The organism is Roseateles sp. FW305-36, assembly GCF_058787015.1.
The window spans coordinates 143626-166277 of sequence record NZ_JBYSZK010000005.1; the positions used below are offsets into that span (position 1 = coordinate 143626).

The 22652-nt window shown below is 68.3% G+C and carries 24 protein-coding genes; 14 read left to right on the forward strand and 10 right to left on the reverse strand.

The window, feature by feature from the left end:
* The first annotated feature begins 195 nt into the window (after nt 1-195).
* Nucleotides 196-1743 carry a methyl-accepting chemotaxis protein gene (locus AC3WOE_RS11275; RefSeq protein ID WP_492690495.1) on the forward strand — a complete coding sequence of 516 codons (1548 nt, stop codon included), beginning with the start codon at nt 196-198 and terminating at the stop codon, nt 1741-1743.
* A gap of 29 nt (nt 1744-1772) precedes the next feature.
* Nucleotides 1773-2090, forward strand: a complete 318-nt coding sequence (locus tag AC3WOE_RS11280) for an energy transducer TonB (protein WP_492690496.1) — start codon at nt 1773-1775, stop codon at nt 2088-2090.
* A gap of 89 nt (nt 2091-2179) precedes the next feature.
* Here the strand turns inward: AC3WOE_RS11280 and AC3WOE_RS11285 are convergent, their stop codons facing one another.
* Entirely contained in the window at nt 2180-2578 is a 399-nt protein-coding gene (locus AC3WOE_RS11285) for a cold-shock protein (RefSeq protein ID WP_492690497.1), read from the reverse strand.
* A 109-nt stretch (nt 2579-2687) separates the two neighbouring features.
* Between AC3WOE_RS11285 and ylqF the strand changes: the two genes are divergently transcribed.
* The 9 genes from ylqF (at nt 2688) to AC3WOE_RS11330 (ending at nt 13053) form a co-directional block, all read left to right on the forward strand.
* Nucleotides 2688-3653 carry a ribosome biogenesis GTPase YlqF gene (gene ylqF, locus AC3WOE_RS11290; RefSeq protein ID WP_492690498.1) on the forward strand — a complete coding sequence of 322 codons (966 nt, stop codon included), beginning with the start codon at nt 2688-2690 and terminating at the stop codon, nt 3651-3653.
* Between the two features lie 65 nt (nt 3654-3718).
* Nucleotides 3719-5110, forward strand: a complete 1392-nt coding sequence (locus AC3WOE_RS11295) for a wax ester/triacylglycerol synthase domain-containing protein (protein WP_492690499.1) — start codon at nt 3719-3721, stop codon at nt 5108-5110.
* Between the two features lie 9 nt (nt 5111-5119).
* Nucleotides 5120-5671, forward strand: a complete 552-nt coding sequence (locus AC3WOE_RS11300) for a HutD/Ves family protein (protein ID WP_492690500.1) — start codon at nt 5120-5122, stop codon at nt 5669-5671.
* 12 nt (nt 5672-5683) lie between these two features.
* The gene (locus tag AC3WOE_RS11305; protein ID WP_492690501.1) at nt 5684-6838 is read left to right on the forward strand and encodes an acyl-CoA dehydrogenase family protein; all 1155 of its coding nucleotides are present in this window, start codon (nt 5684-5686) and stop codon (nt 6836-6838) included.
* A gap of 16 nt (nt 6839-6854) precedes the next feature.
* Nucleotides 6855-8057 (forward strand): acetyl-CoA C-acetyltransferase, encoded by a 1203-nt coding sequence (locus AC3WOE_RS11310; RefSeq protein WP_492690502.1) that lies wholly within the window; start codon nt 6855-6857, stop codon nt 8055-8057.
* A 246-nt stretch (nt 8058-8303) separates the two neighbouring features.
* Entirely contained in the window at nt 8304-9329 is a 1026-nt protein-coding gene (locus AC3WOE_RS11315; RefSeq protein ID WP_492690503.1) for an SPFH domain-containing protein, read from the forward strand.
* A gap of 20 nt (nt 9330-9349) precedes the next feature.
* Nucleotides 9350-10036, forward strand: coding sequence for a hypothetical protein (locus AC3WOE_RS11320; protein ID WP_492690504.1), 687 nt, complete (start codon nt 9350-9352; stop codon nt 10034-10036).
* A gap of 30 nt (nt 10037-10066) precedes the next feature.
* A complete protein-coding gene (locus tag AC3WOE_RS11325; protein ID WP_492690505.1) occupies nt 10067-12346 on the forward strand; it encodes a TFIIB-type zinc ribbon-containing protein in 2280 nt (759 codons plus the stop codon).
* A gap of 11 nt (nt 12347-12357) precedes the next feature.
* On the forward strand, nt 12358-13053 hold the full coding sequence (locus AC3WOE_RS11330; RefSeq protein WP_492690506.1) for a hypothetical protein: 696 nt from the start codon (nt 12358-12360) through the stop codon (nt 13051-13053).
* Here the strand turns inward: AC3WOE_RS11330 and AC3WOE_RS11335 are convergent.
* Together AC3WOE_RS11335 and AC3WOE_RS11340 are read right to left on the reverse strand one after the other, a co-directional pair.
* Nucleotides 13050-13382 (reverse strand): hypothetical protein, encoded by a 333-nt coding sequence (locus AC3WOE_RS11335; RefSeq protein WP_492690507.1) that lies wholly within the window; start codon nt 13380-13382, stop codon nt 13050-13052. The two genes, AC3WOE_RS11330 and AC3WOE_RS11335, sit on opposite strands and share 4 nt — an antisense overlap.
* A 5-nt stretch (nt 13383-13387) precedes the next feature.
* Nucleotides 13388-13564 carry a hypothetical protein gene (locus AC3WOE_RS11340; protein ID WP_492690508.1) on the reverse strand — a complete coding sequence of 59 codons (177 nt, stop codon included), beginning with the start codon at nt 13562-13564 and terminating at the stop codon, nt 13388-13390.
* A 244-nt stretch (nt 13565-13808) separates the two neighbouring features.
* Here AC3WOE_RS11340 and AC3WOE_RS11345 point away from each other — a divergent pair, with 244 nt between their 5' ends.
* Both AC3WOE_RS11345 and AC3WOE_RS11350 read left to right on the forward strand, forming a co-directional pair.
* A complete protein-coding gene (locus tag AC3WOE_RS11345) occupies nt 13809-14066 on the forward strand; it encodes a hypothetical protein (protein WP_492690509.1) in 258 nt (85 codons plus the stop codon).
* Nucleotides 14066-14311: a hypothetical protein gene (locus tag AC3WOE_RS11350; RefSeq protein WP_492690511.1), complete on the forward strand. Its 246-nt coding sequence runs from the start codon at nt 14066-14068 to the stop codon at nt 14309-14311. Before AC3WOE_RS11345 ends, AC3WOE_RS11350 begins: the two co-directional genes overlap by 1 nt.
* Before the next feature lie 7 nt (nt 14312-14318).
* Here AC3WOE_RS11350 and AC3WOE_RS11355 read toward each other — a convergent pair whose 3' ends face one another.
* A complete protein-coding gene (locus AC3WOE_RS11355) occupies nt 14319-15482 on the reverse strand; it encodes a YbfB/YjiJ family MFS transporter (RefSeq protein ID WP_492690512.1) in 1164 nt (387 codons plus the stop codon).
* A gap of 79 nt (nt 15483-15561) precedes the next feature.
* Here AC3WOE_RS11355 and AC3WOE_RS11360 point away from each other — a divergent pair, with 79 nt between their 5' ends.
* Complete coding sequence (locus AC3WOE_RS11360) at nt 15562-16383, forward strand: M90 family metallopeptidase (RefSeq protein WP_492690513.1); 822 nt, start codon at nt 15562-15564, stop codon at nt 16381-16383.
* On the opposite strand, the gene AC3WOE_RS11365 is transcribed toward AC3WOE_RS11360, so the two are convergent.
* From AC3WOE_RS11365 to AC3WOE_RS11390, 6 genes are all read right to left on the reverse strand, one after another.
* Nucleotides 16380-16934 (reverse strand): protein phosphatase CheZ, encoded by a 555-nt coding sequence (locus tag AC3WOE_RS11365; RefSeq protein WP_492690515.1) that lies wholly within the window; start codon nt 16932-16934, stop codon nt 16380-16382. The two genes, AC3WOE_RS11360 and AC3WOE_RS11365, sit on opposite strands and share 4 nt — an antisense overlap.
* A gap of 126 nt (nt 16935-17060) precedes the next feature.
* The gene (locus AC3WOE_RS11370) at nt 17061-17864 is read right to left on the reverse strand and encodes a DUF2520 domain-containing protein (RefSeq protein WP_492690517.1); all 804 of its coding nucleotides are present in this window, start codon (nt 17862-17864) and stop codon (nt 17061-17063) included.
* Nucleotides 17865-18027: 163 nt separating this feature from the next.
* Nucleotides 18028-18798 carry a class I SAM-dependent methyltransferase gene (locus AC3WOE_RS11375; protein ID WP_492690518.1) on the reverse strand — a complete coding sequence of 257 codons (771 nt, stop codon included), beginning with the start codon at nt 18796-18798 and terminating at the stop codon, nt 18028-18030.
* 58 nt (nt 18799-18856) lie between these two features.
* The gene (locus tag AC3WOE_RS11380) at nt 18857-19996 is read right to left on the reverse strand and encodes an MFS transporter (protein ID WP_492690520.1); all 1140 of its coding nucleotides are present in this window, start codon (nt 19994-19996) and stop codon (nt 18857-18859) included.
* A gap of 44 nt (nt 19997-20040) precedes the next feature.
* Nucleotides 20041-20604, reverse strand: a complete 564-nt coding sequence (locus AC3WOE_RS11385) for a TVP38/TMEM64 family protein (protein ID WP_492690521.1) — start codon at nt 20602-20604, stop codon at nt 20041-20043.
* Nucleotides 20605-20627: 23 nt separating this feature from the next.
* Nucleotides 20628-22652, reverse strand: coding sequence for an alkaline phosphatase (locus AC3WOE_RS11390; protein ID WP_492690523.1), 2025 nt, complete (start codon nt 22650-22652; stop codon nt 20628-20630).

Here is a 22652-nt window from a genome sequence, read left to right on the forward strand (position 1 = left end):
ACGGGGAAGCGACGTGAACGACTTCACGCAAGCCTGCCGCAAGCATGAAGCAAATGGTCACAGGTCGCGACACACTGCGCGCCGGCCCCTGGGTAGGGCCACAAAAACAGGGCCGAGAGGCCTACAGTCGTCGTTGAATTCAAGCGCGGCAGCCCGCCGCCGATACCCGAAGACCACCGCAAGGACCCATACCGCATGAACTTCCTGACGCAACTGCGCATCGGCCAGCGCCTTCTGGTGAGCTTCGGTCTGCTGATCGTGCTGCTGATCATCATTGGCTTTTTCGGCGGCAACAGTGCCAACAGCCTGGCCAAGGACCTGGATCGCACCGCGAACTCCAGCCTCGTGAAGATCGGCGCCGCCAATGGCCTCGAGAGTCAGGTCAACATCATTTCGCGCGCCGTGCGCGACCTGCTGCTGCTGGACACCGCCGGCGCCATCAAGAAGCAGAAGAAGGCCATTGCCGACGCCCTGGAAGAGGGCGAGAAGCAGCTCAAGAGCCTGGAAGAAGCGGTCACCGATGACGCCGAGAAGGCTGCGGTCGCCGAAGTGCGCGGCCACAAGACCAAGTTCCTGGCCGCCCTCGAGAAGTTCCAGAAGATCCAGGTCGACGGCACGCCCGACGAGGCCCGCGAAAGCCTGATCCAGGACCTGCGCCCCGCCCAGGCTGCCCTGCAGGAAGGCCTGAAGAAGCTGGTCGACATGCAGTTCGAGAGCGGCAAGGCCCTGGCCACCGCCGGCAACGAGCGCGCTCGCAACGCCGTCATGCTGACCGCCGTGCTGGTGCTGGCCGCCGTGGCCCTGGGCGTGGGTGGCTTCCTGGTCATCTCCCGCTCCATCGTCGGCCCGGCCCGCAAGGCCCAACTGGCCGCCGAAGCCATCGCCGCCGGCGACCTGACCCAGGACATCCAGGTCGAAGGCCGCGACGAACTGAGCCAGATGCTGCAGGCCATGAAGGACATGCAGACCGCCCTGTCCGGCGTCGTGCGCGATGTGTCCACCGCCGCCAGCGAAGTGGCGCAGAACTCCGGCTCCATCGCCGACAGCAATTCCAACCTGGCCGAACGCACGACGCGTTCCGCCGCCAGCCTGCAGAACACCGCCGCCTCGGTCGAGGAGATCGCCTCCACGCTGAAGGGCGCCAGCGAGCTGACCCGCCGCGCCGCCGGCATCGCCGTGACGGCCCGCCAGTCGGCCAGCAATGGCGGCGCCGTCGTCTCCAAGGTCGTCGAGACCATGGAAGAGATCAGCGCCAGCTCCAAGAAGATCGGCGACATCATCGGCGTCATCGACGGCATTGCCTTCCAGACCAACATCCTGGCCCTGAACGCCGCGGTGGAAGCCGCCCGTGCCGGCGAACATGGCCGCGGCTTCGCCGTGGTGGCCGCCGAAGTGCGTGCCCTGGCCCAGCGCTCGGCCGGTGCCGCCAAGGAAATCAAGGTGCTGATCCAGGAATCGACCGTCAAGGTCGAGAACGGCACCACCCTGGTCAACAACGCCGGCGTCACCATCCGCAGCGTCGTCGACGAAGTCAACAACATGGGTCAGCTGATCGAAGAGATCTCGCACTCGGCCCAGGAGCAGGCCACGGGCGTGGGCGTCGTCAACGGCGCCATGAACGAGCTCGACAAGGCCACCCAGCAGAACACCAGCCTGGTCGGCGATCTCAGCCGCTCGGCCGACGCGCTGCGCGACAGCTCGACCCGCCTGATCGAGGCGGTCGGCTTCTTCCGCGCCGCCTGAACCCCATCACCCACTTCCCGAGGTTCGCCATGTCATTCCTGCGTTCCGCCACCGTCCTCGCTGCCAGCCTGATGCTGGCCCTGGCCGCGCACGCCACGCCCAAGGTCATCAAGAAGGTGCCGCCGGAGTTCCCGGCCGAGGCCACCAAGAAGGGCATCTCCGCCGGCTCGGTCAAGGCCAAGCTGACCATCGAAGCCGACGGCAAGGTCAGCGACGTCGAGATCGTCGAAGCCGAGCCCAAGCGTGTCTTTGACCGCGCCGTGAAGTCGGCCCTGATGGAATGGAAGTTCGAGCCGGGCGAAAAGGGCACCCACGAAGTCAAGCTCGTCTTCAAGAACGAGGACTGACACTGGACAGAAAGGCCGCCTGCGCGGCCTTTCTTGCCTGCGTCAGGACAGCCGGCATGCAAGCCGGCTGGCTTGAGGACTGACGACCCTCAGCGCTTCATCACCGGCAACTCTGCCACCCGCTCCGCCGGGTGCCACCAGTGCATGCCGCCCGCCACCAGCATCACCATGACCACGGCGCCACCGGCCATCAGGCCCAGGCGCCGTTTCTTTTGCGCCTGGCGGGCGCGGATGCGGGCGCCGCCGTTGGCTTCCCGCAGGGCCGGGCTGAGGTGGCTGCGCGACAGGCGCTTGAGATTCACGGCCTGCTTGCGGCCGTCACGCCCCGTCACAATTTCGAAGCTCAAAGGCTCGTCCGGCCGCGGGCCTTCGCCATCGGTCGGGAAGGCCGCCAGCGCGACGAACACCTCTTCGCCCCCGCCGCTCGGCCGGATGGCGCCATAACCCGCATCGTGGTTCCAGGCGCTCAGTACTCCTTCGAATCTCATACTCACCTCAACGACTACCCCCAGATCTTGGGGGAGGTCGGCCCGGTGGCCGCAACCGGATGTAAGCCACCGACAATCCGCCCCTCCCGTATTCCGCCCCCTTCAGCGCATGCCCATCAACTGGTTCCCCGGCCACATGAATTCCACCCGCCAGGCGATCAAGGATCGCGTCAAGGCGGGACTGGACGTGGTCATCGAGCTGCTGGACGCGCGCCTGCCGGGTTCCAGCAGCAACCCCTTGCTGGCCGCGCTGACGACCGGCCGGCCGTCGCTGAAGGTGCTGAACAAGCAGGACCTGGCCGATCCGGCCCAGACCGCCGCCTGGCTGGACTTCTACAACGCCCAGGCCCACACCCGCGCCATTGCGCTGGATGCGGGCGAGAAGGCGCCGGCCCGGGCCCTCATCAAGGCCTGCCGCGAGCTCGCTCCGCTGCGCGGCGACATGCACAAGCCGCTGCGCGTGCTGATCTGCGGCATCCCCAACGTCGGCAAGAGCACGCTGATCAACACCCTGGTCGGCAAGCGCGCCGCCAAGACGGGTGACGAACCCGGCATCACCAAGCTCGAGCAGAAGTTCGTGCTGGAGAACGGCTTCTACCTGTTCGACACGCCCGGCATGCTGTGGCCGCGCATCGCCATCGAGCAGAGCGGCTACCACCTGGCCGCCAGCGGCGCCATCGGCCGCAATGCCTTCGACGAGGCCGAAGTGGCGCTGGAGTTGATCGCGGTGCTGAAGCGCCACTACCCCGAGCGGCTCAAGGAGCGCTACGGCCTGGCCGAACTCGGCGCCGACGACGCCGTGCTGGAGGCCGTCGGCATCAAGCGCGGTGCCAAGGTGCGGGGCGGCGGCGTGCAGATGCACAAGGCCGCCGAGGCCGTGCTGATGGACTTCCGCGGCGGCTCGCTGGGCCGCATCACGCTGGAGACGCCGGAAGAAATGACGGCCTGGCGCCGGGCGCTGGCCGAAGAGGAAGACCGCAAGGCCGCCGCGGCGGAAGCGGCACGCCTGGCCGACAAGGAACGCCGCAGCGGCAAGCGCAAGGCAACAAGCGGCGACGCCGACACAAGCGCGTGAATCCCCGGCCTTGACCGGTGCACGGGCCCGCCTATGCTGGGCCGCAACAGAACGACGGAGACACCATGAGCCGCCTTTCCCTGCTCGACCTCGCCTTCTTCATCGCCGAGAGCGAGGCCAGCCCCAAGCATGTGGCGGGCCTGCACATTCACCAGATCCCCAAGGGCGGCGGCGCCAACTTTGCCAAGCAGCTCTACGAGGAATTCCTCGAGCACACCGACGTCCAGCCGCCCTTCGACCAGGTCATCAACTTCGTCTCGCCGACGCTGATGCCGAGCTGGAGCACGGCCGAGTCGGTGGACCTGTCGCAGCACGTCTTCTTCCACAAGATGAAGGCCGGCGCCAATGACCGCGACGCCCTGTATGCGCTGACCTCGGAGCTGCACGAACCCGTGCTGGACCGCAGCCGCCCGCTGTGGGAGGTGCACGTCATCGCCGGGCTCTGGGACCGCCAGTTCGCCATCTACTACAAGATGCACCACGCGGTGGCCGACGGCATCACCATGACGCGCTGGGGCGTCGAGTCGCTGCGCACGACGCCGGAGGACGACACGGTCACACCGGTCTGGACCCTCGATCACACGCGCCGCAGTGCTGGCCTGAGGGGCAAGAAGCGCCTGGACCAGGCCGTGGCAGGCACCGTCTGGAAGCAGCTCACCGCCAACAGCAAGCGCGCTGTCGGCATCGGCCGGCTCACGGCCATGCTGGCGCTGGAGGCCGTCAAGCTGACCAAGAACGCCATCGCCCTGCCCTTCATGGCCAGCGGCGGCACGCCCTTCACCGGCAACGCCACACCCGGCCGCCAGTTCGCCACGGCGGCCGTTCCCATGGTGCGCATCGATGCCATCCGCAAGGTGTCGCGCGCCACGCTCAACCACGTCGCCCTGACCTGCCTGGACGGCGCCATGCACCGCTACCTGGCCGACGAAGGCATCGAGCTGGACCGCCCCATCACCATCCAGATGCCGGTCAATCTGCGGCGCGAGGGCGAGAAGGGCGGCGGCAACAAGATCGGCATCATCCTGGTCGACCTGTCGCCGCCGACTGACGACGCCTATGTGCGGCTGCGCAATGTCGGCTACTCGCTGCGCAATGTGCGGGCCATGATCGACGCCGTCGCGCCCGAGGCCGTCGAGACCTACACCATCCTGACCGGCCTGCTGGGCCAGATCGCCGGCATGCTGAAGCTGGCCGACGTCGTCACGCCCATGGGCAACACCCTGGTGTCCAACGTGCCCGGGCCGGCCGAGCGTCTGTATCTGAAGGGCGCGCCGCTGCTGGAGATGCACCCCGTGTCGACGCTGCCGGCCACCCATCTGCTCAACATCACGCTGTTCAGCTATGCCGGCACCTTGTACTTCGGCCTGATCGCGACCGACGCCCTGCCCAACCTGGGCCGGCTGGCGGCCTATGTCGAGGAGGAGATCGCGACGCTCGAGGAGGCGGTCGGCATCTAGGCCGCGGCGATGCACCTCATCGATGCCGAAGCGATCGCGCCAACGGCCTGGAAGAACGGCGGCGGCAGCACGCGCACGCTGCTGGCCCTGCCGGACGAGGCGGCCTGGCAGCTGCGAATCTCCATGGCCGACGTCGAAAAGGACGGCCCGTTCTCGGACTACCCCGGTGTCGAGCGCTGGCTGAGCCTCGTCGAAGGCCGGGGCATGCAGCTCGAATTCGCGCACCGGACCGTGACGTTGACGCCGCTCGACGCGCCGCTGCGATTCGATGGCGCCGCGCCACCCTTCGGCAGTCTGCTGCAGGGCCCCATCCGCGACCTGAACCTGATGAGCCGGGGCGGGCGGGCCGCCATGCACCGGGCGCTGCCGGACCAGCCCTGGCGCGCGCAAGAGCGGTCCTGCGGCCTGTTCACGCTGCAGGCCGGCCACTGGTCCTGTGACGATGGCCGCAGCGCGGCATTGAAACGCCGCACCCTGCTCTGGCTGGACGCCGCGCCGCAGGCCCGGATGACATTCGACCAGCCGGGCCTATGGCTGGAATTCAGCGCCCCTGCGATCTAGACAAATCCGAACATGCCCCTGCCCCTCTTCCCCTCGACGTGGATGACCGAAGAGCACCGCCTGCTGCAGGACAGTGCCGCGCGCTTCTTCACCGAGCGCTGGCTGCCGCGCGCCGCCGGCTGGCGTGACGCGGGCCTGATGGAGCGCGACAACTGGCGCGAGGCCGGCACCCAGGGCCTGCTGTGCGCGGCCATGCCGCAAGCCTGGGGCGGCAGCGGCGGCGACTTCGGCCACGAGGCCATCATCGTCATGGAAGCGGCGCGAGCCAATCTCGGCGGCTTCGGCGGCAGCGTGCACTCGGCCATCGTCGCGCCCTATCTGCTGCACCACGGCAACGACGCGCAGAAGGCCCGCTGGCTGCCGGCGCTGGCCACGGGCGAACGCGTGGGCGCCATCGCGATGACCGAGCCGGGCACGGGCTCGGACCTGCAGGCCATCCGCACGCGGGCCCGGCTGGACGGCGACCACTACGTCATCAGCGGCCAGAAGACCTTCATCACCAACGGCCAGAACGCCGACCTCATCGTCATCGTCTGCCGCACCGGCGATGCACCGGGCGCCCGCGGGCTGTCGCTGATCGTGGCCGAGATCGACGCCGACACGCGCGGCCTGACGCGGCGGCGCCTGGACAAGATCGGCCTGAAGGCCCAGGACACCAGCGAGCTCTTCTTCGACGAGCTGCGCGTGCCGGCCACCCACCTGGTGGGTGCGCACGAAGGCCTGGCCTTCGGCCAGCTGATGGGCGAACTGCCGCAGGAGCGCCTGGTCATCGCGGTGCAGGCCGTCGCGATGATGGAACGCGCCCTGGACGACACCGTTGCCTATGCCAAGCAGCGCGAGGCCTTCGGCCAGACCCTCTGGAGCTTCCAGAACACCCGCTTCGTGCTGGCCCAGGCCCAGAGCGACGTGCTGGCCGCACGTGCCCTGGTCGACGCGGCCATCTCGGCCCACCTGAAGGGCGAGCTCGACGCGGCCCGCGCCGCGCTCGTGAAAGCCTGGTGCAGCGACCTCGCCTCGCGCCTGACCGACGCCTGCCTGCAGCTGTTCGGCGGCTACGGCTACATGCTGGAGACGCCGATCGCCGAGCTCTGGGCCGACGCCCGCGTGACGCGCATCTACGGCGGTACCAACGAGATCATGAAAGAGCTTGCTTCACGCTCGATGTGAGGCTTTGGAGACGACCATGTTTGACGCTTACCTCTACGACCACTGCCGCACGCCGCGCGGCAAGGGCAAGGCCGAAGGTTCCCTGCACGCCGCCACGCCGATCTGGCTGGTGCGCAGCGTGCTGCAGGCCCTGCAGCAGCGCACCCGGCTGGACACCGCCCTCGTCGACGACGTCATCCTCGGCTGCGTGACGCCCATCGCCGAACAGGGCGGCGACATCGCCCGCATCGCCGTGCTGGACGCCGGCTGGTCGCAGTCGGTCGGCGGGGTCACGCAGTCGCGCTTTTGCGCCTCGGGGCTGGAGAGCGTCAATCTCGCCGCGGCCAAGGTGGCCAGCGGCTTCGAGAAGCTGGTCGTCGCCGGCGGCGTGGAGAGCATGAGCCGCGTGCCCATGGGCAGCGACGGCGGCGCCTGGCTGCTGGACGAGCGCGTCGTCAACGCCATCGGCTTCGTGCCGCAAGGCATCAGCGCCGACCTGATCGCGACGCTGGAAGGTTTCACGCGCGAGGAACTGGATGCCTATGCGGCCCGCAGCCACCAGCGTGCAGCCGTGGCACGCACCGAAGGCCGTTTCCAGCGCGCCCTGGTGCCGGTGCATGACGAAGCCGGCGCGCTGCTGCTGGCCGAGGACGAGACCATCCGCCCGCAGACCACGGCCGAGACCCTGGCCGCGCTGAATCCGTCCTTCTTCAAGCTGGGCGCCAAGTTCGACCCGCTGGCCCTGCGCAAATATCCGCAGACCGCGGCCATCGAGCACCGCCACCATGCCGGCAATTCATCCGGCATCGTCGACGGCGCCGCGCTGGTGCTGGTGGGTTCCAAGGCCGGTGGCGAAGCGGCAGGGCTCCAACCACGCGCCCGCATCCGCGCGGCGGCGGTGACGGGCAGCGAGCCGACGATCATGCTGACCGGCACGACGCCGGCCTGCCAGAAGGCGCTGCGACAGGCCGGCATGCAGGCTTCGGACATCGACCTCTGGGAGATCAACGAGGCCTTCGCCGCCGTGCCCATGAAGACGGCACGCGACCTCGGCCTGGACCTGGATCGCGTCAACGTGAACGGCGGCGCCATCGCGCTCGGCCACCCGCTGGGCGCCACCGGCGCCATGCTGCTGGGCACGCTGCTCGATGAACTCGAGCGGCGCGACCTCCAGACCGGCGCCGTGACCCTGTGCGTCGGTGGCGGCATGGGTATCGCCACCGTTATCGAAAGGGTCTGAGGCACCCTCCGCGGCTGCCCCCCGCCGCTCTTGTCGAGACAGAAGCCCTTGGCCAATCGATGAGGTCGTCCACACCCAGCTCAGGCCCCCTGCGGCCACGTCTTGACGAAGGCTGTCACGCCTGAGAAAGCTGCAAGACGTCACGAATTCCGACGCGGCGCCGCGCTTTCCCCCTCGAATGGGTGGTCCAACATGTTTCGCGCCGTTACGATTCATCGAAACGCGAGCAAACGTTCAGGGAGAACTATGCCGGTCATTGACTTGGTGACATGGGAGAAGTTTGCGGGGCCATCCCGGCTCGCCTGGAAATTTCCGAGCGACGAACTGTCCACCTGGACTCAGTTGGTCGTCAATGAGACCCAGGAAGCGTATGTCGTTCGCGAAGGTGTCTACGACGGTCCTTTCGGCGCCGGTCGCCACACGCTGACAACTGAGAACCTGCCCCTGCTCAGGGGGCTTATTGGCCTGCCGTTCGGCGGCAAGTCGCCTTTCAGGGCGCAAGTCTGGTTCGTCAATCGCATCACCAATCTGGACATCCGGTGGGGAACGCCGGATGCGATCCAGTTGCAGGATCCCAAGTACCAGGTCATGGTGCCGGTCCGTGCATTTGGCCAGTACGGCATACGGATCGCCGATCCCAAACGCTTCCTGCTGAAGCTGGTCGGCGTGGTCGACTCATTTGACGTCGAAACGCTGGCGGTCTACTTCCGCGGCATCTTCATCACGCGAATCAAGACCGAGATTGCGAAGGCGATCATCAAGCAAGGCGTTTCCGTGCTGGAGGTCTCCACACATCTGGAGGACCTCTCCAAGCTACTAAAGGAGTCCTTGGCGCCCGACATGGAGGAGTACGGCGTTGCGCTTGCGCAGTTCAACGTGCACTCCATCAATGTGCCCGAGGACGATCCGGCAGTCATCAGCCTCAAGGCAGCCTTGGCCAAGCGGGCCGAGATGGGCATTGTTGGGTACACCTACCAGCAGGAGCGCAGCTTCAACGTGATGGAAACCGCTGCCGGCAACGAAGGCGCTGCGGGCACCGTGATGGGGGCGGGCATGGGGTTGGGCATGGGGATGGCGATGACACCCCCCATCGGCCAAGCCTACGGCCAGATGGCCTCCGCCATGTCAGTGGCGCCGGCACCGGCCCAGGCTCCGGCTGTCGATGCCTCCGAGCGCATCCGGCTGTTGAGGGAACTGGCTTCTCTGCGCGCGGACGGCATCCTCAGCGACGCCGAGTTTGAAGCAGAGAAGCGCCGCATCCTGGCCTCCTAAACTCTAAACGGAACCTGTCTATGCGCAAGCTCTGGCTTCTCGGCGCCCTGGGCGCGCTCGCCCTGACTTCACTAGGCGTGCTGGGCGTGATGGTCCCCAGCGAGCGCTGGAACCCGCCTTCCGAACTCTCGGCGCTGCTGATGGCGCTTTCGTTCGTTCTGCCGGCAATTGTTCCTGCGGCCAAGCCCAGAGCGACGCGCTCTGATGCTACCGGCATCTGGCTGATCGGCCCGTCCGCCCTACTGTATGGCGGGCTGCTTGCGGTGGCGGTCGCGGGGCTGCGCCTGGGCCTCCAACAATCGACGAACGCGTCCTGGGCAGCATGCGTCGTGTGGGCAGGGCTGCTCTGCGCGGGGTGGCTGGGGATGAGAGCCGCCACCACCATAGTTGAAAAGGCCGCCGGTGCAACCCGCTCCGCGGTTGACGACCCTCGCACCTCCTGGGCTGCGGCACTGCGCAAGATGGCTGTGCTTGCGACCGACGCCGACGTTGTGCGCGTGCTTGCAACGCTGGAGGAACGCATGCGCTTCGCCTGCAACGAGCCAGCAGGGACCACGACGCCACAGACCGCAGCCATTGCAGAGCAAATCTCCCACCTGCAAGGCGTACTCGGCGATCCCGCCCAGGTTCGAGCGACCGAGCGGCAGATCGTCGCGCTGCTGTCGGAGCGAGAGAGCGCAGCCCGGGCGACCAAGAGTCGCGCCTGAGCGCGACAACAAAGAGGAGCATAGAAGAACATGGACGACGGCTCACCAATCGCCAAGATGCGGGTGCTGTGCGCAGGCTGTGGCGCCAACCTGGACTACTCGGCATCCGACCGAGCGCTGAAATGCCAATATTGCGGTGCCGTGACGGAGATCGCCTCGCCCAACGAGGAGGTCGACACACTGCCCGAGCAGGTGATTCCTCTGACCGTTTCCGAAACTGCATTGGTGGATTCGGTGTACGAGCACTTGGCCAGCGGCGACATGACGCCCGACCACCTGCTGGAGCACGCGACCTTCCTGAAGAAGGAGCGCTTTTACGTGCCGGTCTATCTGTTCCGGGGCCGATACGACGCCACCTGGACCGCGACCTTCGGCTACGACCGAACCGAGCACTACACGGTCTACGAGAACAGGACGGAAAACGGGCATAGCCGGCAGGTTCCCGTATCGCGGACACGCACGGTCACGGACTGGCGACCAGTGAACGGGTCCGACTCCGGGCTGTTCGGCGTGACCGCCTATGGCGGCAAATCCTTGACGGAGGCCTCGCTGCCGCTGCTGCCCCTGGTGGAGAAGAACGAGTATCTAGACCTGGCCGTCGACTACAACGACCGGTACACGACGGGTCTGCGTGTCGAAGAGGTGGCGCAAGAGGCCGAAGCTGCGTGGGCAGCCCGCGCCGACGACAAACTGACCGCAGTCATCGATGCCGGTGTCAAGGGGCATGCCCAAGGCGACCGACAACGAGACTGGCACTGGACGTGCCAGTACAAGAAGCACAACCAGATCGTGTTGGCGCCGGTCTGCCATGTCGTCTATGAATTCGAGGGCAAGCAGTACAACGTGTGGGTCAATGGCACCAACACCGAAGACTATGTGAGTGACCCGCTGCCCGTTGATCAGAAGCGTCAAAGCGCCATTGCACTGGCTGCAGTACCGCTGGTCATTTCAGTCGTGACGGGCGGCTTCGCCTGGTACAAGCTGGACGTGTCCTACGGCATGCCGGTGCTGGCGGTGGGACTTTCAGCAGCCTATTACGCAATGCGGCACAGCGCATTCGTCAACTATTCGAAGAAGTTGAGGCAGTCCATCCTGGCTGGGCGAAAAGCCGCGAACTCGAATACACAAGGATTGAGCGAAGTCGACAGAGCCGCCTTGCTGTCTTCCATGCAACGGCCCAAGAAGCCGTTCCTGGCAGATGTGGCCAACGACAAGTTCGTCCTGCCGGTTGTCTACGCCATGGCGTTGCTTTTGCCTCTGGCCCATACGGTAGGTGACTGGTTTGGTCATCGCCAGGCCAGCCCGGTTGCGCAGAGCGCTGTGCCAGCGCAGGAGGCGGCGCCCGTGCAGCCGGTGGCGCAGACCGCGCCTGCAGAAGTCGTCCAGCAAGCACCGCAGGCCGCGTCGGAAGTGGCGGTTTCCGTGGCAGCAAGCGCGCCACGTGATGAACCCACCGCCGGTACCCAGCAAGCCGCGACGGAGCAAACCCAACCGGCGGCCGCGGCGACCCACGAGTGGCAACCTCTGATTCACCTTGTCGGCAGGGTGAAGGCCAACGATTGGGCGGGTGCCGAGCAGGCGTACCAGACGCTCAAGAGTGCCCCCCCAACGGTGCAAGAAGGGGACCGCCGGGCGTCACGAGCCGCAAACACCGAAGGGCTCGCCGCGCTGCGGAACAACAACGGCAGTGCGGCGATCGCTGCGTTTGACCGGGGGCTGAAGGCGGACCCCAGTGACGTCGAGGTGGCCAACAACCTGGGGTACGCACTGCTGACCACAGGTCGTAGCGACGATGCCGTCAAGGTGCTGGGGAACCTCTTGATGCGCGTGCCCGATCGGGCCTCTGCCTGGAGCAATTTGTCGGAAGCGACCAGCGGCGACCCGGCTACGGCACAGGCCGCCTTGAAACTGGCGGTGAGGTTCACCTCCAATCGCGAGCGGCTGGTGGGCATGCTTCAACAAAATGCAGGCTCGCACCCGAACGCGCAGTTTCGTGCCGTGATCGCGGCGGTCTTGCAGCAACTGGACAGCGTCCCAGCCAATCCTGCCGACGTGTCGATGCGTCGTACTCAAACATCCGCACCAGCACCAGCGCCCACGGTCGCGCCGGCAGCAGACGAGCTGGCAGGCGCGATTCGGCAAATGCTTGATGAAGGCGAGTCCTGTCTCAAGCGCAAGCAGTACGGCTGCGCCATGACGGCCGCCAACAACGTGCTGAAGCTGAGACCGTCGAACGCGGATGCGCAGCGACTGCGCTCGCTCGCGGAGTCGGCCCAGGCAGATGCGATGCGCAGCATCGAGATCAAATAGCTGGAGCATTCATGAACAAGACCAAGACATGGCTTTGCGTTGTGCTCGCCGCCTCCTTCGCGGCCACGGCCCTCGCGCAAGAGACGGCGCAGCAGGCACCTGCAAAGGACAAGGACGGGAAGCCCTGCAACAACGTGGCTGCTGCCGTGGGCGGCGCCTTGCTCGGCGCCTTGCTCGGCGGCAAGAAGCATCGCGTGGCGGGTGCCGCGGTAGGCGGGGCGATCGGCGCTGTGGCCTGCACTGCAGTGAATTACCGGGCGCAGCAGGTCAAGACGGCACAGCAGGTCAATGACGACTTTTCCAATAGCCACGGCGGCGCCCTGCCGGCAAAGGCCACCTTGGTGCGTTTCGAAACTCGCTTCGATCCCTCCAGCCAGATTCAGCCAGGCGGAACGAGCACCCTCAGCTCGTATATCGAAGTTGCAGGGGGAACTGACGGCGTAGCGCCAGTGGTCGAGGAAGAGATCGTGCTGATGAGCCCCGGTGGGGAGCCGCTCAAGACAGTCCGCAAGCCAGCCAGTTCCTCGGCCTCAGCAGGAGCGTTCAAAACGCAATTCGCACTGACTTTGCCTCAGGGCGTTCAGCAAGGTGTCTACCCCGTCAAAGCCAGCCTGTACCTGAACGGCGAGAGAGTCGGGCAGGACTCGGTCCAGCTCCAAGTGGCCCAAACTGCAGACGGTGCGATGACGCTGGCGCTGGCCCGCTAGAGCCTGATCCAGCCGCCCACCCGCAGATGCCAGCGGCCGCCCTGGTTCTCCCAGTGATGCGGCTCGTAGCGATAGCCGGGGCGCGGGCGCTCGTAGTAGCCGGGCACCCAGTGGTGACGGCCGCCGCTCCAGCCCCAGTAGCCATTGATCCAGACGGCGCCCGGATAGGGCATCACGGGAACGACTTCGGCATAGGGTGCCGGTGGCGGCGCGTCGACGATGACGGTCGAACCGCCGTCGTAGTAGCCGGCCCGGTGCGCCGGCACCACGACGCAGGCCGACAGCAGGGCCGCAGCGGCCAGGGCACAGGCCAGGGTCAGTCGTTTCATCTTGCTCACCTCGGGCCGGATTGGCCGTAAATATAGGCGCTGCCGCGGTAGTAGCCGCCATCACGGGGCCCACCGTCGCGGTAGTAGCCGCCGTCACGGTGATAGCGATGGGCCGGCACGATGATGCAGCCCGACAGCAGGGCGGAAGAAATCAGCGCAATGGCCAGAGCCAGTCGTTTCATGAGGGTCTCCGTGCCGCAAACCTCGCGGCCGTGCCCCACTAACCGCCGTGGCACGGCGGCGGATGACGGCGTCACACAGAGTTACTTCGTGGCGGACTGTTTCCGGGGCGGCGCCCGGACGGGTCTGGCGGGCCGCGGCGTCATCAACATGAAGCTAGGGTTGTCCGCAGGTGTCTGATGTCATGTACTTGCGGCGTCAGGCCCGCGGTATTCTGCCGGGCTTCAAAACGAAAGAAGTTTCGCCATGAAACGATTGCTGCTCATCCTGCTGCCGCTCGCCCTGGCAGCCTGCGCCTCCACGCCGCCGGCCGACAAGGATGCGACGCTGGCCAACGCCGACAAGGACACCATCTGCGACCGCGAGACCCGCACCGGCTCCATGCTGCTGACGACGAAGTGCCGCAGCGCCGAACAGCGTGAGGCAGAGCGCCGCGCCGTCCAGGATGTGGAATCCAACACGCGCAACATCCGCGCCGGCCAGACCGGCAAGGCAGGCTCCTGATGCGTGCAGCACTGGCGGGCCTCGGCCTGGCACTGCTGGCCGCCTGCGCCGCCACCCCGGCGCCCAAGGACGACCCGGTGGTGGCCGCTGCGGACGACCCCGTCTGCGTGCGCGAGGCCCGCACCGGCAGCAGCCTGCCGACGACGAAATGCCGCTCCGCTGAGCAGCGTCAGGCGGCCCAGGCCGGCGTCACCCTCGTCGAGGAGCAGCGCCGCAACTTCATGGGCATGACGACGGGCAAGTGAGCCGGCGTCAGGCGGGCTCGCGCAGCACGCCGACCAGGGCCCCCATGCCGGCGGCCAGCACGGCCGCCGTCAGCCACAGCGCGGCGTGGAAGCTGCCACTGGCCTCCACCATCTGCCCGGTCAACGCGGGCGCGCTGACCTGGGCCACGCCATAGCTCAGGGTCAGGCGGGCCATCGCCTTGCCGGGGTTGGCCGGTGAACGCCGCCCCACCAGGGCCAGCGTCAGGCTGACGATGCCGATGAAGGTCGCGCCGTACAGCAAGGCGCCGGCCAGCGCCGCCGCCAGGCCGCCGACCAGCACGGGCATCAGCACGCCGAAGATCTGCAGGCCGAAGGCGATCAGCAGCGCCCCCACGTCGCCGGTGCGGCGCGCGATGCGATCCCAGACGAAGACGGCCGGCGTCGACGCCAGCCCGACCAGCAGCCAGGCCCAGGGGCCCTGCCCCGCCAGCAGCGGCTGCTTCTCGACGATGGCGACCGTGAAGGTCGCATTGATGACGAAGCCCCAGCCGGCACAGAAATACGCGGCCACCATCAGCGCCATCCAGCGCCGGCTGGGTGCCGTGCCGCCCACGGCCCTGGTGACCGGAGGCGGCACCGGCGGACGCCACAGCCAGGCGGGGACGAGAAAGGCCAGGCCGAGCAGCGCGAAGCCCTGCCACTGCGCCGCCCAGCCGAGCTCCAGCCGCGTCATGCCCATGGCCCCCAGGGCAGACACCACGATGCCCAGGCCCAGGCCGATGAAATAGAGGCCCAGCTCGGGCCGGTGTCCCGAGCGCATCAGCCAGCCCTGCACCAGGCCCGATCCCAGCAGCATGCCCGCCGCACCGCACAGGCCGCCGACATAGCGCGACAGGGCCCAGACGCCGAAGCTGCTGCTCCAGCCCATCAGCGCCGTGATCAACAGCGCCAGCGGCAGCGCCCAGACATAGAGGCGCCGACGCCAGGCCGGGCTCTCGATCCACGCGGCCAGCAGGGCCCCGCTCATGTAGCCGGCATAGTTGATGGCCGCCAGCAGCCCGCCGTCGGCCACGCCCAGGCCGGCCTGGGCCTGCATCTGCGGCAGCAGCGGCGTGTAGGCGAAGCGCGCCAGGCCTATGGTCAGCACCAGGGCGCAGATGCCGCCCAGCAGCACCTGCCAGGCTTGCAGTCGGAACTCGGACTCGGGCATGGCCACAGCGTAAGCGACGCGGGCAAACCCCGGGCCCCGGGGGGCTTGCAAACCGTGGCCGCGGGCCCAGTTTCGAGCCATGCCGCTGTTCATCTGCTTCTGCCTCGTCCTGCTCGGCGCCGCGTCCATCGCGCTGTGGCCGCTGTGGGTGCGCCGCCGCCGTGAACGCATCGCGGCCCGCCCCTTCCCGCCGGCCTGGCGCCGCCTGCTGCGGCGCAACGTGCCGCTGGTGTCGCGGCTGCCGGCGCGCCAGCAGCTGAGGCTGAAGGGGCTGATGCAGATCTTCCTCGCCGAGAAACCCATCCTCGGCTGCCGCGGCCTGCGCGTGACGGACGAGGTGCGCGTGACCATCGCCGCCCTGGCCTGCCTGCCACTGCTGGGCGCGGCTCGCGGCGTCTACCCGGAACTGCGCCAGGTGCTGGTCTATCCCGGCGCCTTCGTGGTCGACCGGCCGGTGACGGAGTCGGGCGGCGTGCTGTCGGACCAGCGCCGCGTGCTGGCCGGCGAGAGCTGGAGCCAGGGCCAGGTACTGCTGGCTTGGGATGAGGTCAAGCGCGGCGCCGCCACGCCGGGCGATGGCCACAACGTGGTCATCCACGAGTTCGCCCACCAGCTCGACCAGGCGGGCGGGCCGGCCAACGGCGCACCGGCCCTGCAGTCGGCCGAGGCCTACCGGCGCTGGTCGACGGTGATGCAGAACGAGTTCGATGCGCTGCGCTGGCGGCTGGCGCGTGGCGAGCCCGGGCTGATCGATGCCTACGCCGCCACCGATCCGGCGGAGTTCTTCGCGGTGATCAGCGAGGTCTTCTTCGAACGGCCCATCGAACTGGCCGCCGGCCACCCGGCGCTGTATGCCGAGTTGAGCGGCTACTACAAGCTCGACCCGGCGAGCTGGGGCTAGAAGCCCAGGCTGGCCAGCAGGTCGTCCACGTCGTCCTGCTTGAGCGCCTTGTCGGGCGTCTGCACGCCGCCGAGTTCAGCAGAGCCGGCGGGGGCGGCAGGTGCGGGCAGGGAGGCCACCAGATCCTTGAGCGGCGGCTCGGCGCGCTCCAGCATCTTGCTGACCTTGTTGATGACCTGGCCGGAGAGATCCTGGAAGTCCTGCGACATCATGATCTCGGTGTGCAGGGACTTTTCGCGCGCCGCAAAGCTGGCGGCGTCGGCCGCATAGGCGGCGCAAAGCTTCATCAGGGCGCGGGCGCGGTCCTGGCTGATGTTGGTGGACAGGGCCAGGCGGTTCAGCGCATCGGACAGTTCACGGCCCTTCTTGCGCACGGCCTCGGCATCGTCGGCCGCGGCCTCCACGAGGTTCAGCACCTTGGTGGCGGCCTGCTCGGTCATGCTGCGGACATAGGCCAGCCGCTCACGCGCGTCGGGCAGTTCCTCGACCACATCGTGCAGGACCTGGGCAGCGTCGGCCCGGATCATGGCCTGGATGGATGCGTCGGACATCTGGAACTCCCTGAATGCGCCCGACAACAACGACGGGGCTGCAGGCAGTTTAGGAGTTGAGCTCCGGCATGCAAACGCCGGAGAAGCAGCCGAACGCGGCCTTTGTCACACCGGCTGCAAACGTATTCAGGGGCCTGCCAGCAAGCCCCGCAATGCCGTGACCTGTGCCGCATCCAGACGGCCCGCCTGTTCGGCCAGGGCGAGTTGGCGCCGGCCCAGGGCCAGCAGCAGATCGGCGTCCAGGCCGGCGGCGGCCAGCGCGTCCAGATGGCGGCCCAGCACGCCGGTGTCGCCCCGCGCGACCGGGCCCGAGACGGCGCCGGAGAGGCCGCGCGCCAGGGCCGTGTCCAGCGCGCCCCGGGTCAGCGGCGCCAGCGCGGCCAGGGCCTCGCTCCGCACCAGGCCGGCGGTGGCCCAAAGCGATTCGGCTTCGGCCAATACCGCCAGCACGCCACTCGCGGCAAGGTTGGCGGCGGCGTGATAGGCCGCCCTCGCGCGGGCACTCATGGGCGAGGGCAGCTCAAGCGGCACCAGGCCCAGCGCGTGCGCGAGCGCTTCCAACGCCGGGCCATGGATGGCGTCGGCCTCGATGCCGACATGCACCCCCGCCAGGCCCGCGTCGCCGGCCAGCAGCTTGAGCGGATGGAAACCCGCCGCGGCCAGGGCCGGGCGCAAGGCCGACAGCGGCGTCGCGCCGCTGCAGTGCAGGGCCAGCTGGCCCGGTCGCCAGGGCAGGCTGGCCGCCGTGGCGGCGATGCGGTCGTCGGGGACGGTCAGCCAGACCCAGTCGGCCGCCCTGGCGGCCTGCACCGGGCTCAGCTCGCCACCGACCGGCTCGCGCCGGCCAATGACGACCTGCTGGCCGACGGCTCGCAGCGCGGGCACCAAAGCCCGAGCCAGCCGTCCGTAACCGACAACGGCGTGGATCATGTATGCCTCTCGGCCGCCGGGCACGGCAGCCGGCCTTGCAGGCCGCGCCGCAGCCCGGGCCGCGGCTCTTCGGCAGGCACAGGCCGTCCACTGGACGCCCTGTGTCCGGCCTCAGCTCCCGAGGAGACGAGGGCCGGCTCGGGAGCGGCCCAGCGCTCGGCCCTCAAGGCTTGACGAACTTCAGCGTCATGCGGTCGCTCTCGCCGATGGCCTGGTATTTGGCGCGGTCCTTGTCCTTCAGGGCATAGGTCGGCGGCAGGGTCCAGACGCCGTCGGGATGATCGGCCGTGTCCTTGGGGTTGGCATTGACCTCGCTCTTGCCCGCCAGCTTGAAGCCGGCGGCCTCGGCGAACTTGATGACGACGGCCTCCTGCACATAGCCGCTGGGGGCCTTGGCGTCCTGGGCGCGCGACGCGGGCAGGCGGTGCTCCTCGACGCCAAGCACGCCGCCCGGCTTCAGGGCCTTGAAGGCTGCGTCGAACACCGACTGGGCCTTGCCCTCGCCCATGCCCATCCAGTTGTGCACGTTGCGGAAGGTCAGCACGGCGTCGGCGCTGCCGGGCGGGGCGATGTCGAGCTGGCCCTTGGCGGGGTCGAAGCTGGTGATCTTGACCTTGCTGTAGACCCCCAAGGACTCCATCTTGGCCTTGAAGCGCACGCTGCCGCCGTCGGCGACGTAGAGCTGGCCGCCCTCGCGCAGATAGGGCGCCAGGATCTCGGTGCACCAGCCGCCGCCCGGGGCGAGCTCGACGACGGTGTCGGTGGGCTTGATGCCGAAGAAGCTCAGCATCTCGTAGGGATGGCGGTAGACGTCGCGGGCGACATTGCCGACCTGGCGGTGGTCGGCGGCGACGGCGGCCTTCAACGGGTCGCTGCCCTGGGCTTGTGCGGCCGCAGCGGCCAGGGTGAGAGTGGCGATCAGCCAAGTCTTCATGAGGGGTGTCTCCTTGTGGAAAGAACAGTATCCGGTGCGCCTCGGCCGCCGTCCAAGCTCAGCGACGGAATGCCAACGACGCCAGACCAAGCAGGGCCAGGGCGGCGCCAAATGGCCCCAGCATGTGCAGGCCCAGGCCCTTGAGCACCGCGCCGCCGACGGCCGAGCCGAGCGTGGCGCCGACATAGATGGCCGACGCGTTGAGCGCGAACAACACGGGCAGCTGCGCCGGGTCCAGGGCTGCCAGTCGCGCCTGCTGCGGCACCATGAAGCTCCAGCCGAACACGCTCCAGACGAACATCAGCACGCCCACCCCGACCAGCGGCCAGGTCGGCAAGGTCAGCGCAGGCATCAACAGGCTTTGCGCCAGACAGAGCAGCACCAGCGTGCGGCGGGACCCGATGCGGTCGGTCAGCCGCCCGCCCATGGCATTGCCGACGACGGCGCCCAGGCCGAACAGCAGCAGCATGCCGGTCACGCCGTCGCGGCTGAGGCCATAGATGGCCTCGCACAGCGGCGCAACGAAGGTGTAGCAGACGTAGAGCCCGCCGATGAACAGCACCGTGAAAGCGACGGCGGTCATCAGGCGGCCGTTGCGCAGCACGGCGCCCAGGCTGGCCAGGCTCGCCACCGGCACGGCGATGCCGCCCGGCAAGGCCGTGGCGATGGCGAGCAGGCCCACCACCGTCAGCGCGGCCACCACAACGAAGGCCGCCTGCCAGCCCAGCGCGTAGCCCAGCCAGGCGCCGGCCGGGATGCCCAGCACCTGCGCGAAGGTCAGCCCGCCAAAGACGATGGCCAGGGCCCGGCCCTGCTGGCCCGGCCCCGCCAGGGCCACCCCGACCGAGGCCGCCACCGGCGTGACCAGGCCGCCACCCAGGGCCATCAGGGCGCGCGCCGCCAGCAGCAGCGCGAAGCTCGGTGCCAGCGCGGCGATCACGGCACCGACGGCGAACAGTGCCAGGCCGATGGACATCAGCCGCCTGCGATCCAGCCGGCCCGTGGCCGCGATCAGCAATGGCGACGCGATGGCATAGGTAGCAGCATAGACACTCATCAGCGCCCCCGCCTGCGCGCGGTCGACACCGAAGGCCAGGGCCACCGGCGACAGCACGCCGACGACGACGAAGGCGCCCATGCCGATGGCGAAATTGGCCAGGGCCAACAGCCAGAGCTGGCGGGTGGTGGATGCGCTCATCGGCCCATCATGGCCGCTGGGGGCCAGACCTTGCCGGGCCAGGGTCAATGCCAGCCCATCCAGGCCGCGAGGGTGTCGAAGAAGGTCGCGTAGACGAAGAGGGGCAGGGGCAGGCCGATCAGCGTGCCCAGCATGTAGTCGCGAAAGCGCAGGCCGGACAGGGCCAGGGCGTAGTTCAGCGCCGGCACGGTCTGGAAGATCAGACGCAGCAGGGCGACGCTGCGGATGGGATGCGCGTCCAGCCGCGCGAACAGGCGCCGCGCCAACGGTCCCGGCAGCTCTCGCAGCGCATTCGCGCCGAAGGCGCGCACGATGAAGAAGGTGGCGGCGCAGGAGATCAGCGCCGCGACGAAGGTGGCCAGCCCGCCCCACAGCGGGCCCAGGGCCAGCACGGCCGAGGCGAGAAAGATCCAGCCCGGCAGCTGGATCAGATTGCCCAGGGCGAACAGCGCCGTGAAGGCGACGAAGCCCCAGAAGCGGTGTTCGGCGAAGCCCTCGCGCAGGGCCTGGGGGTTGATGCGGGCACGCAGGCCGGTGAACTCGAACACCGCCCACAGCGCCGCCAGCAGCAGCAACACCAGCGCCAGCCGGCGCCAGGGTCGGCGCACGGGAAGCGGGGTGTCGGTGGGGTTCAACGCTTGGGCTTGGGCGGCTTCTTGGAGCCCGAAGTATCAGCCGGCGCGACAACGCCCTTCACGGCGGCCTGGGCCAGCTTGAAGAAGACGTCGGTGTTGTCGATGACGCCGGTGAAGGCCAGGGCGCCGGGGCCGTAGGCCGACAGCGGCACGTCGGTGGCCGTGTGCACGGCCGACTCGCCGGGCACCTGGCCGGTGACGAGGTAGTCGCCCAGCGCGTCGTCGCGCTCCTGGGCATTGGCCGGATACCACTTCAGCGGGGCGTCGGCGGCGAAGGGCTGCTGCACGTCGCGCTGCGGCGTCTTCTTGGTGCGCCAGTCTTCGTAGCGGTCGGCGTTGGCGCCGTAGCCCACCAGCAGGCGGAAGTCGATGTCGGTCGTCTCGGGGTAGCCGTCGGCCGCGATCTTGTAGTGCGGGAAGCCGGCCTTCTCGTAGGTGCCGACGACGGCGTTGCGCAGATTGGCCACACCCTTCTTGCCCGCCTGCTCGATGAGCTTGGCGTCGGTCAGCACCGAGCCGCCGATCAGCGCCGCGCCCGAGCATTCATGGTCGGCCGTCACGATGACGAGGGTATCGCCCTGCTCGGCCGCAAAGTCCTGGGCCACGCGCACCGCCCGGTCAAACTCCAGCGTGTCCAGCATCCAGCGCTCGGTGTCCATGTTGTGGGCCTGCTTGTCGATGGACGCGCCTTCGATCATCAGCACAAAGCCCTTGGGCGAATGCTTGAGCACGGCGATGGCCTTGGCGGCCATCTCGTCCAGCATGGGCTGGTCGGGCAGGCCGAAGTCCTCGACGACGCTGCCGCCCTGCAGGCCGTTCTTGTCGGTGCCGCGGCGGCCGTTGATCTTGTCCAGGGCCACGTTCATGTTGGAGAAGGCGAACAGGCCGAGCAGGGGCTTGGCGGCGTCGGCCTTGTCGAGGTCGGACTTGGTGGCGGCGTACTGGAAGCCGACGCCCTGGAAGTCCTTGATCAGGTCGCGGCCCTTGTCCATGGCGCCCGCGGCCACGCCCCAGCGCTTGACGATCTCGGCCGTGTGGGCGTCGGTCGCCGAGAAGGCGTAGTCGCTGGTGTCGGTGCGCGCCGAACCCGGCGTGCCGGCCGGCAGGAACCACTTGCGGCCGCCGCCCATCAGCACGGTGAGGCCGGTGTGGCTGCGGTCGTCGAAGAACTGGTCGACGATGCCGGTGCCGGCGCCGCGGTTGCTGGTATGCACGGCATTGCCGGCGGGCGTGGCGTCGAAGACGTCGGCCGTCGTGACGACGCCCAGCTGCTTGCCCTGGGTGCGGTGCAGGTACTCGCTGAGGTATTCGACGCGCGGATTGTCGAAGGCGTCGACCGTATCGTCGGGGAAGACGCCTTCCTCGTTGTTGTTGTTCTTGTTGCCGCTGACATAGCTCGTCATGCCCGGCGACGAGTCCGTCACGATGGAGTTCAGCGACGAGGTCTTGACCAGGGCCGTCGCGGTGAAGCTGTCCATGGCCAGGGGCTGCAAGGCCTTGCCTTGTGCATAGCCGTGCACGATGCGCGCGGCGGTGCGCTGCGAGGCACCCATGCCGTCGCCGAGCAGGATGATGATGTTCCTGACCTTGGGGCCCATGGCCGCGGTGAAGGGCACGACCTCGAAGTTGCCTCGTGCCGTGACCTTCTGGCCGTCGGCCTGCGTCGCCTCGACGCTGAACTCATGCTTGCCGGCCATGTCGCTGCTGACCGCGCGCACGGTGGCGATGGCCGTCTCGGCCGCCAGCCCCTTCACGCAGCCGCTGGCGCAGTCGCGCAGCGCGACGGTGGCTGCCACCGGCTTGCCATCGATGAAATAGCGCGCGGCGCTGATCTTCTGGCCGGCGTCGGGCTTGACGGTGGCCTGCAGGTCGAAGCGCTGGCCGGGCAGGAAGCGGGCGATGACGGGGTCGGCGCGGCCGCTGGAGAAGAGTTCGCTGGGCGGCGTCAGGCGGGTGACGGTGGGCGCGGCGACGGCCGAGCCGGCGGCGAACGCGGCGAGGAAGAAGGCTTGGGTTTTCAT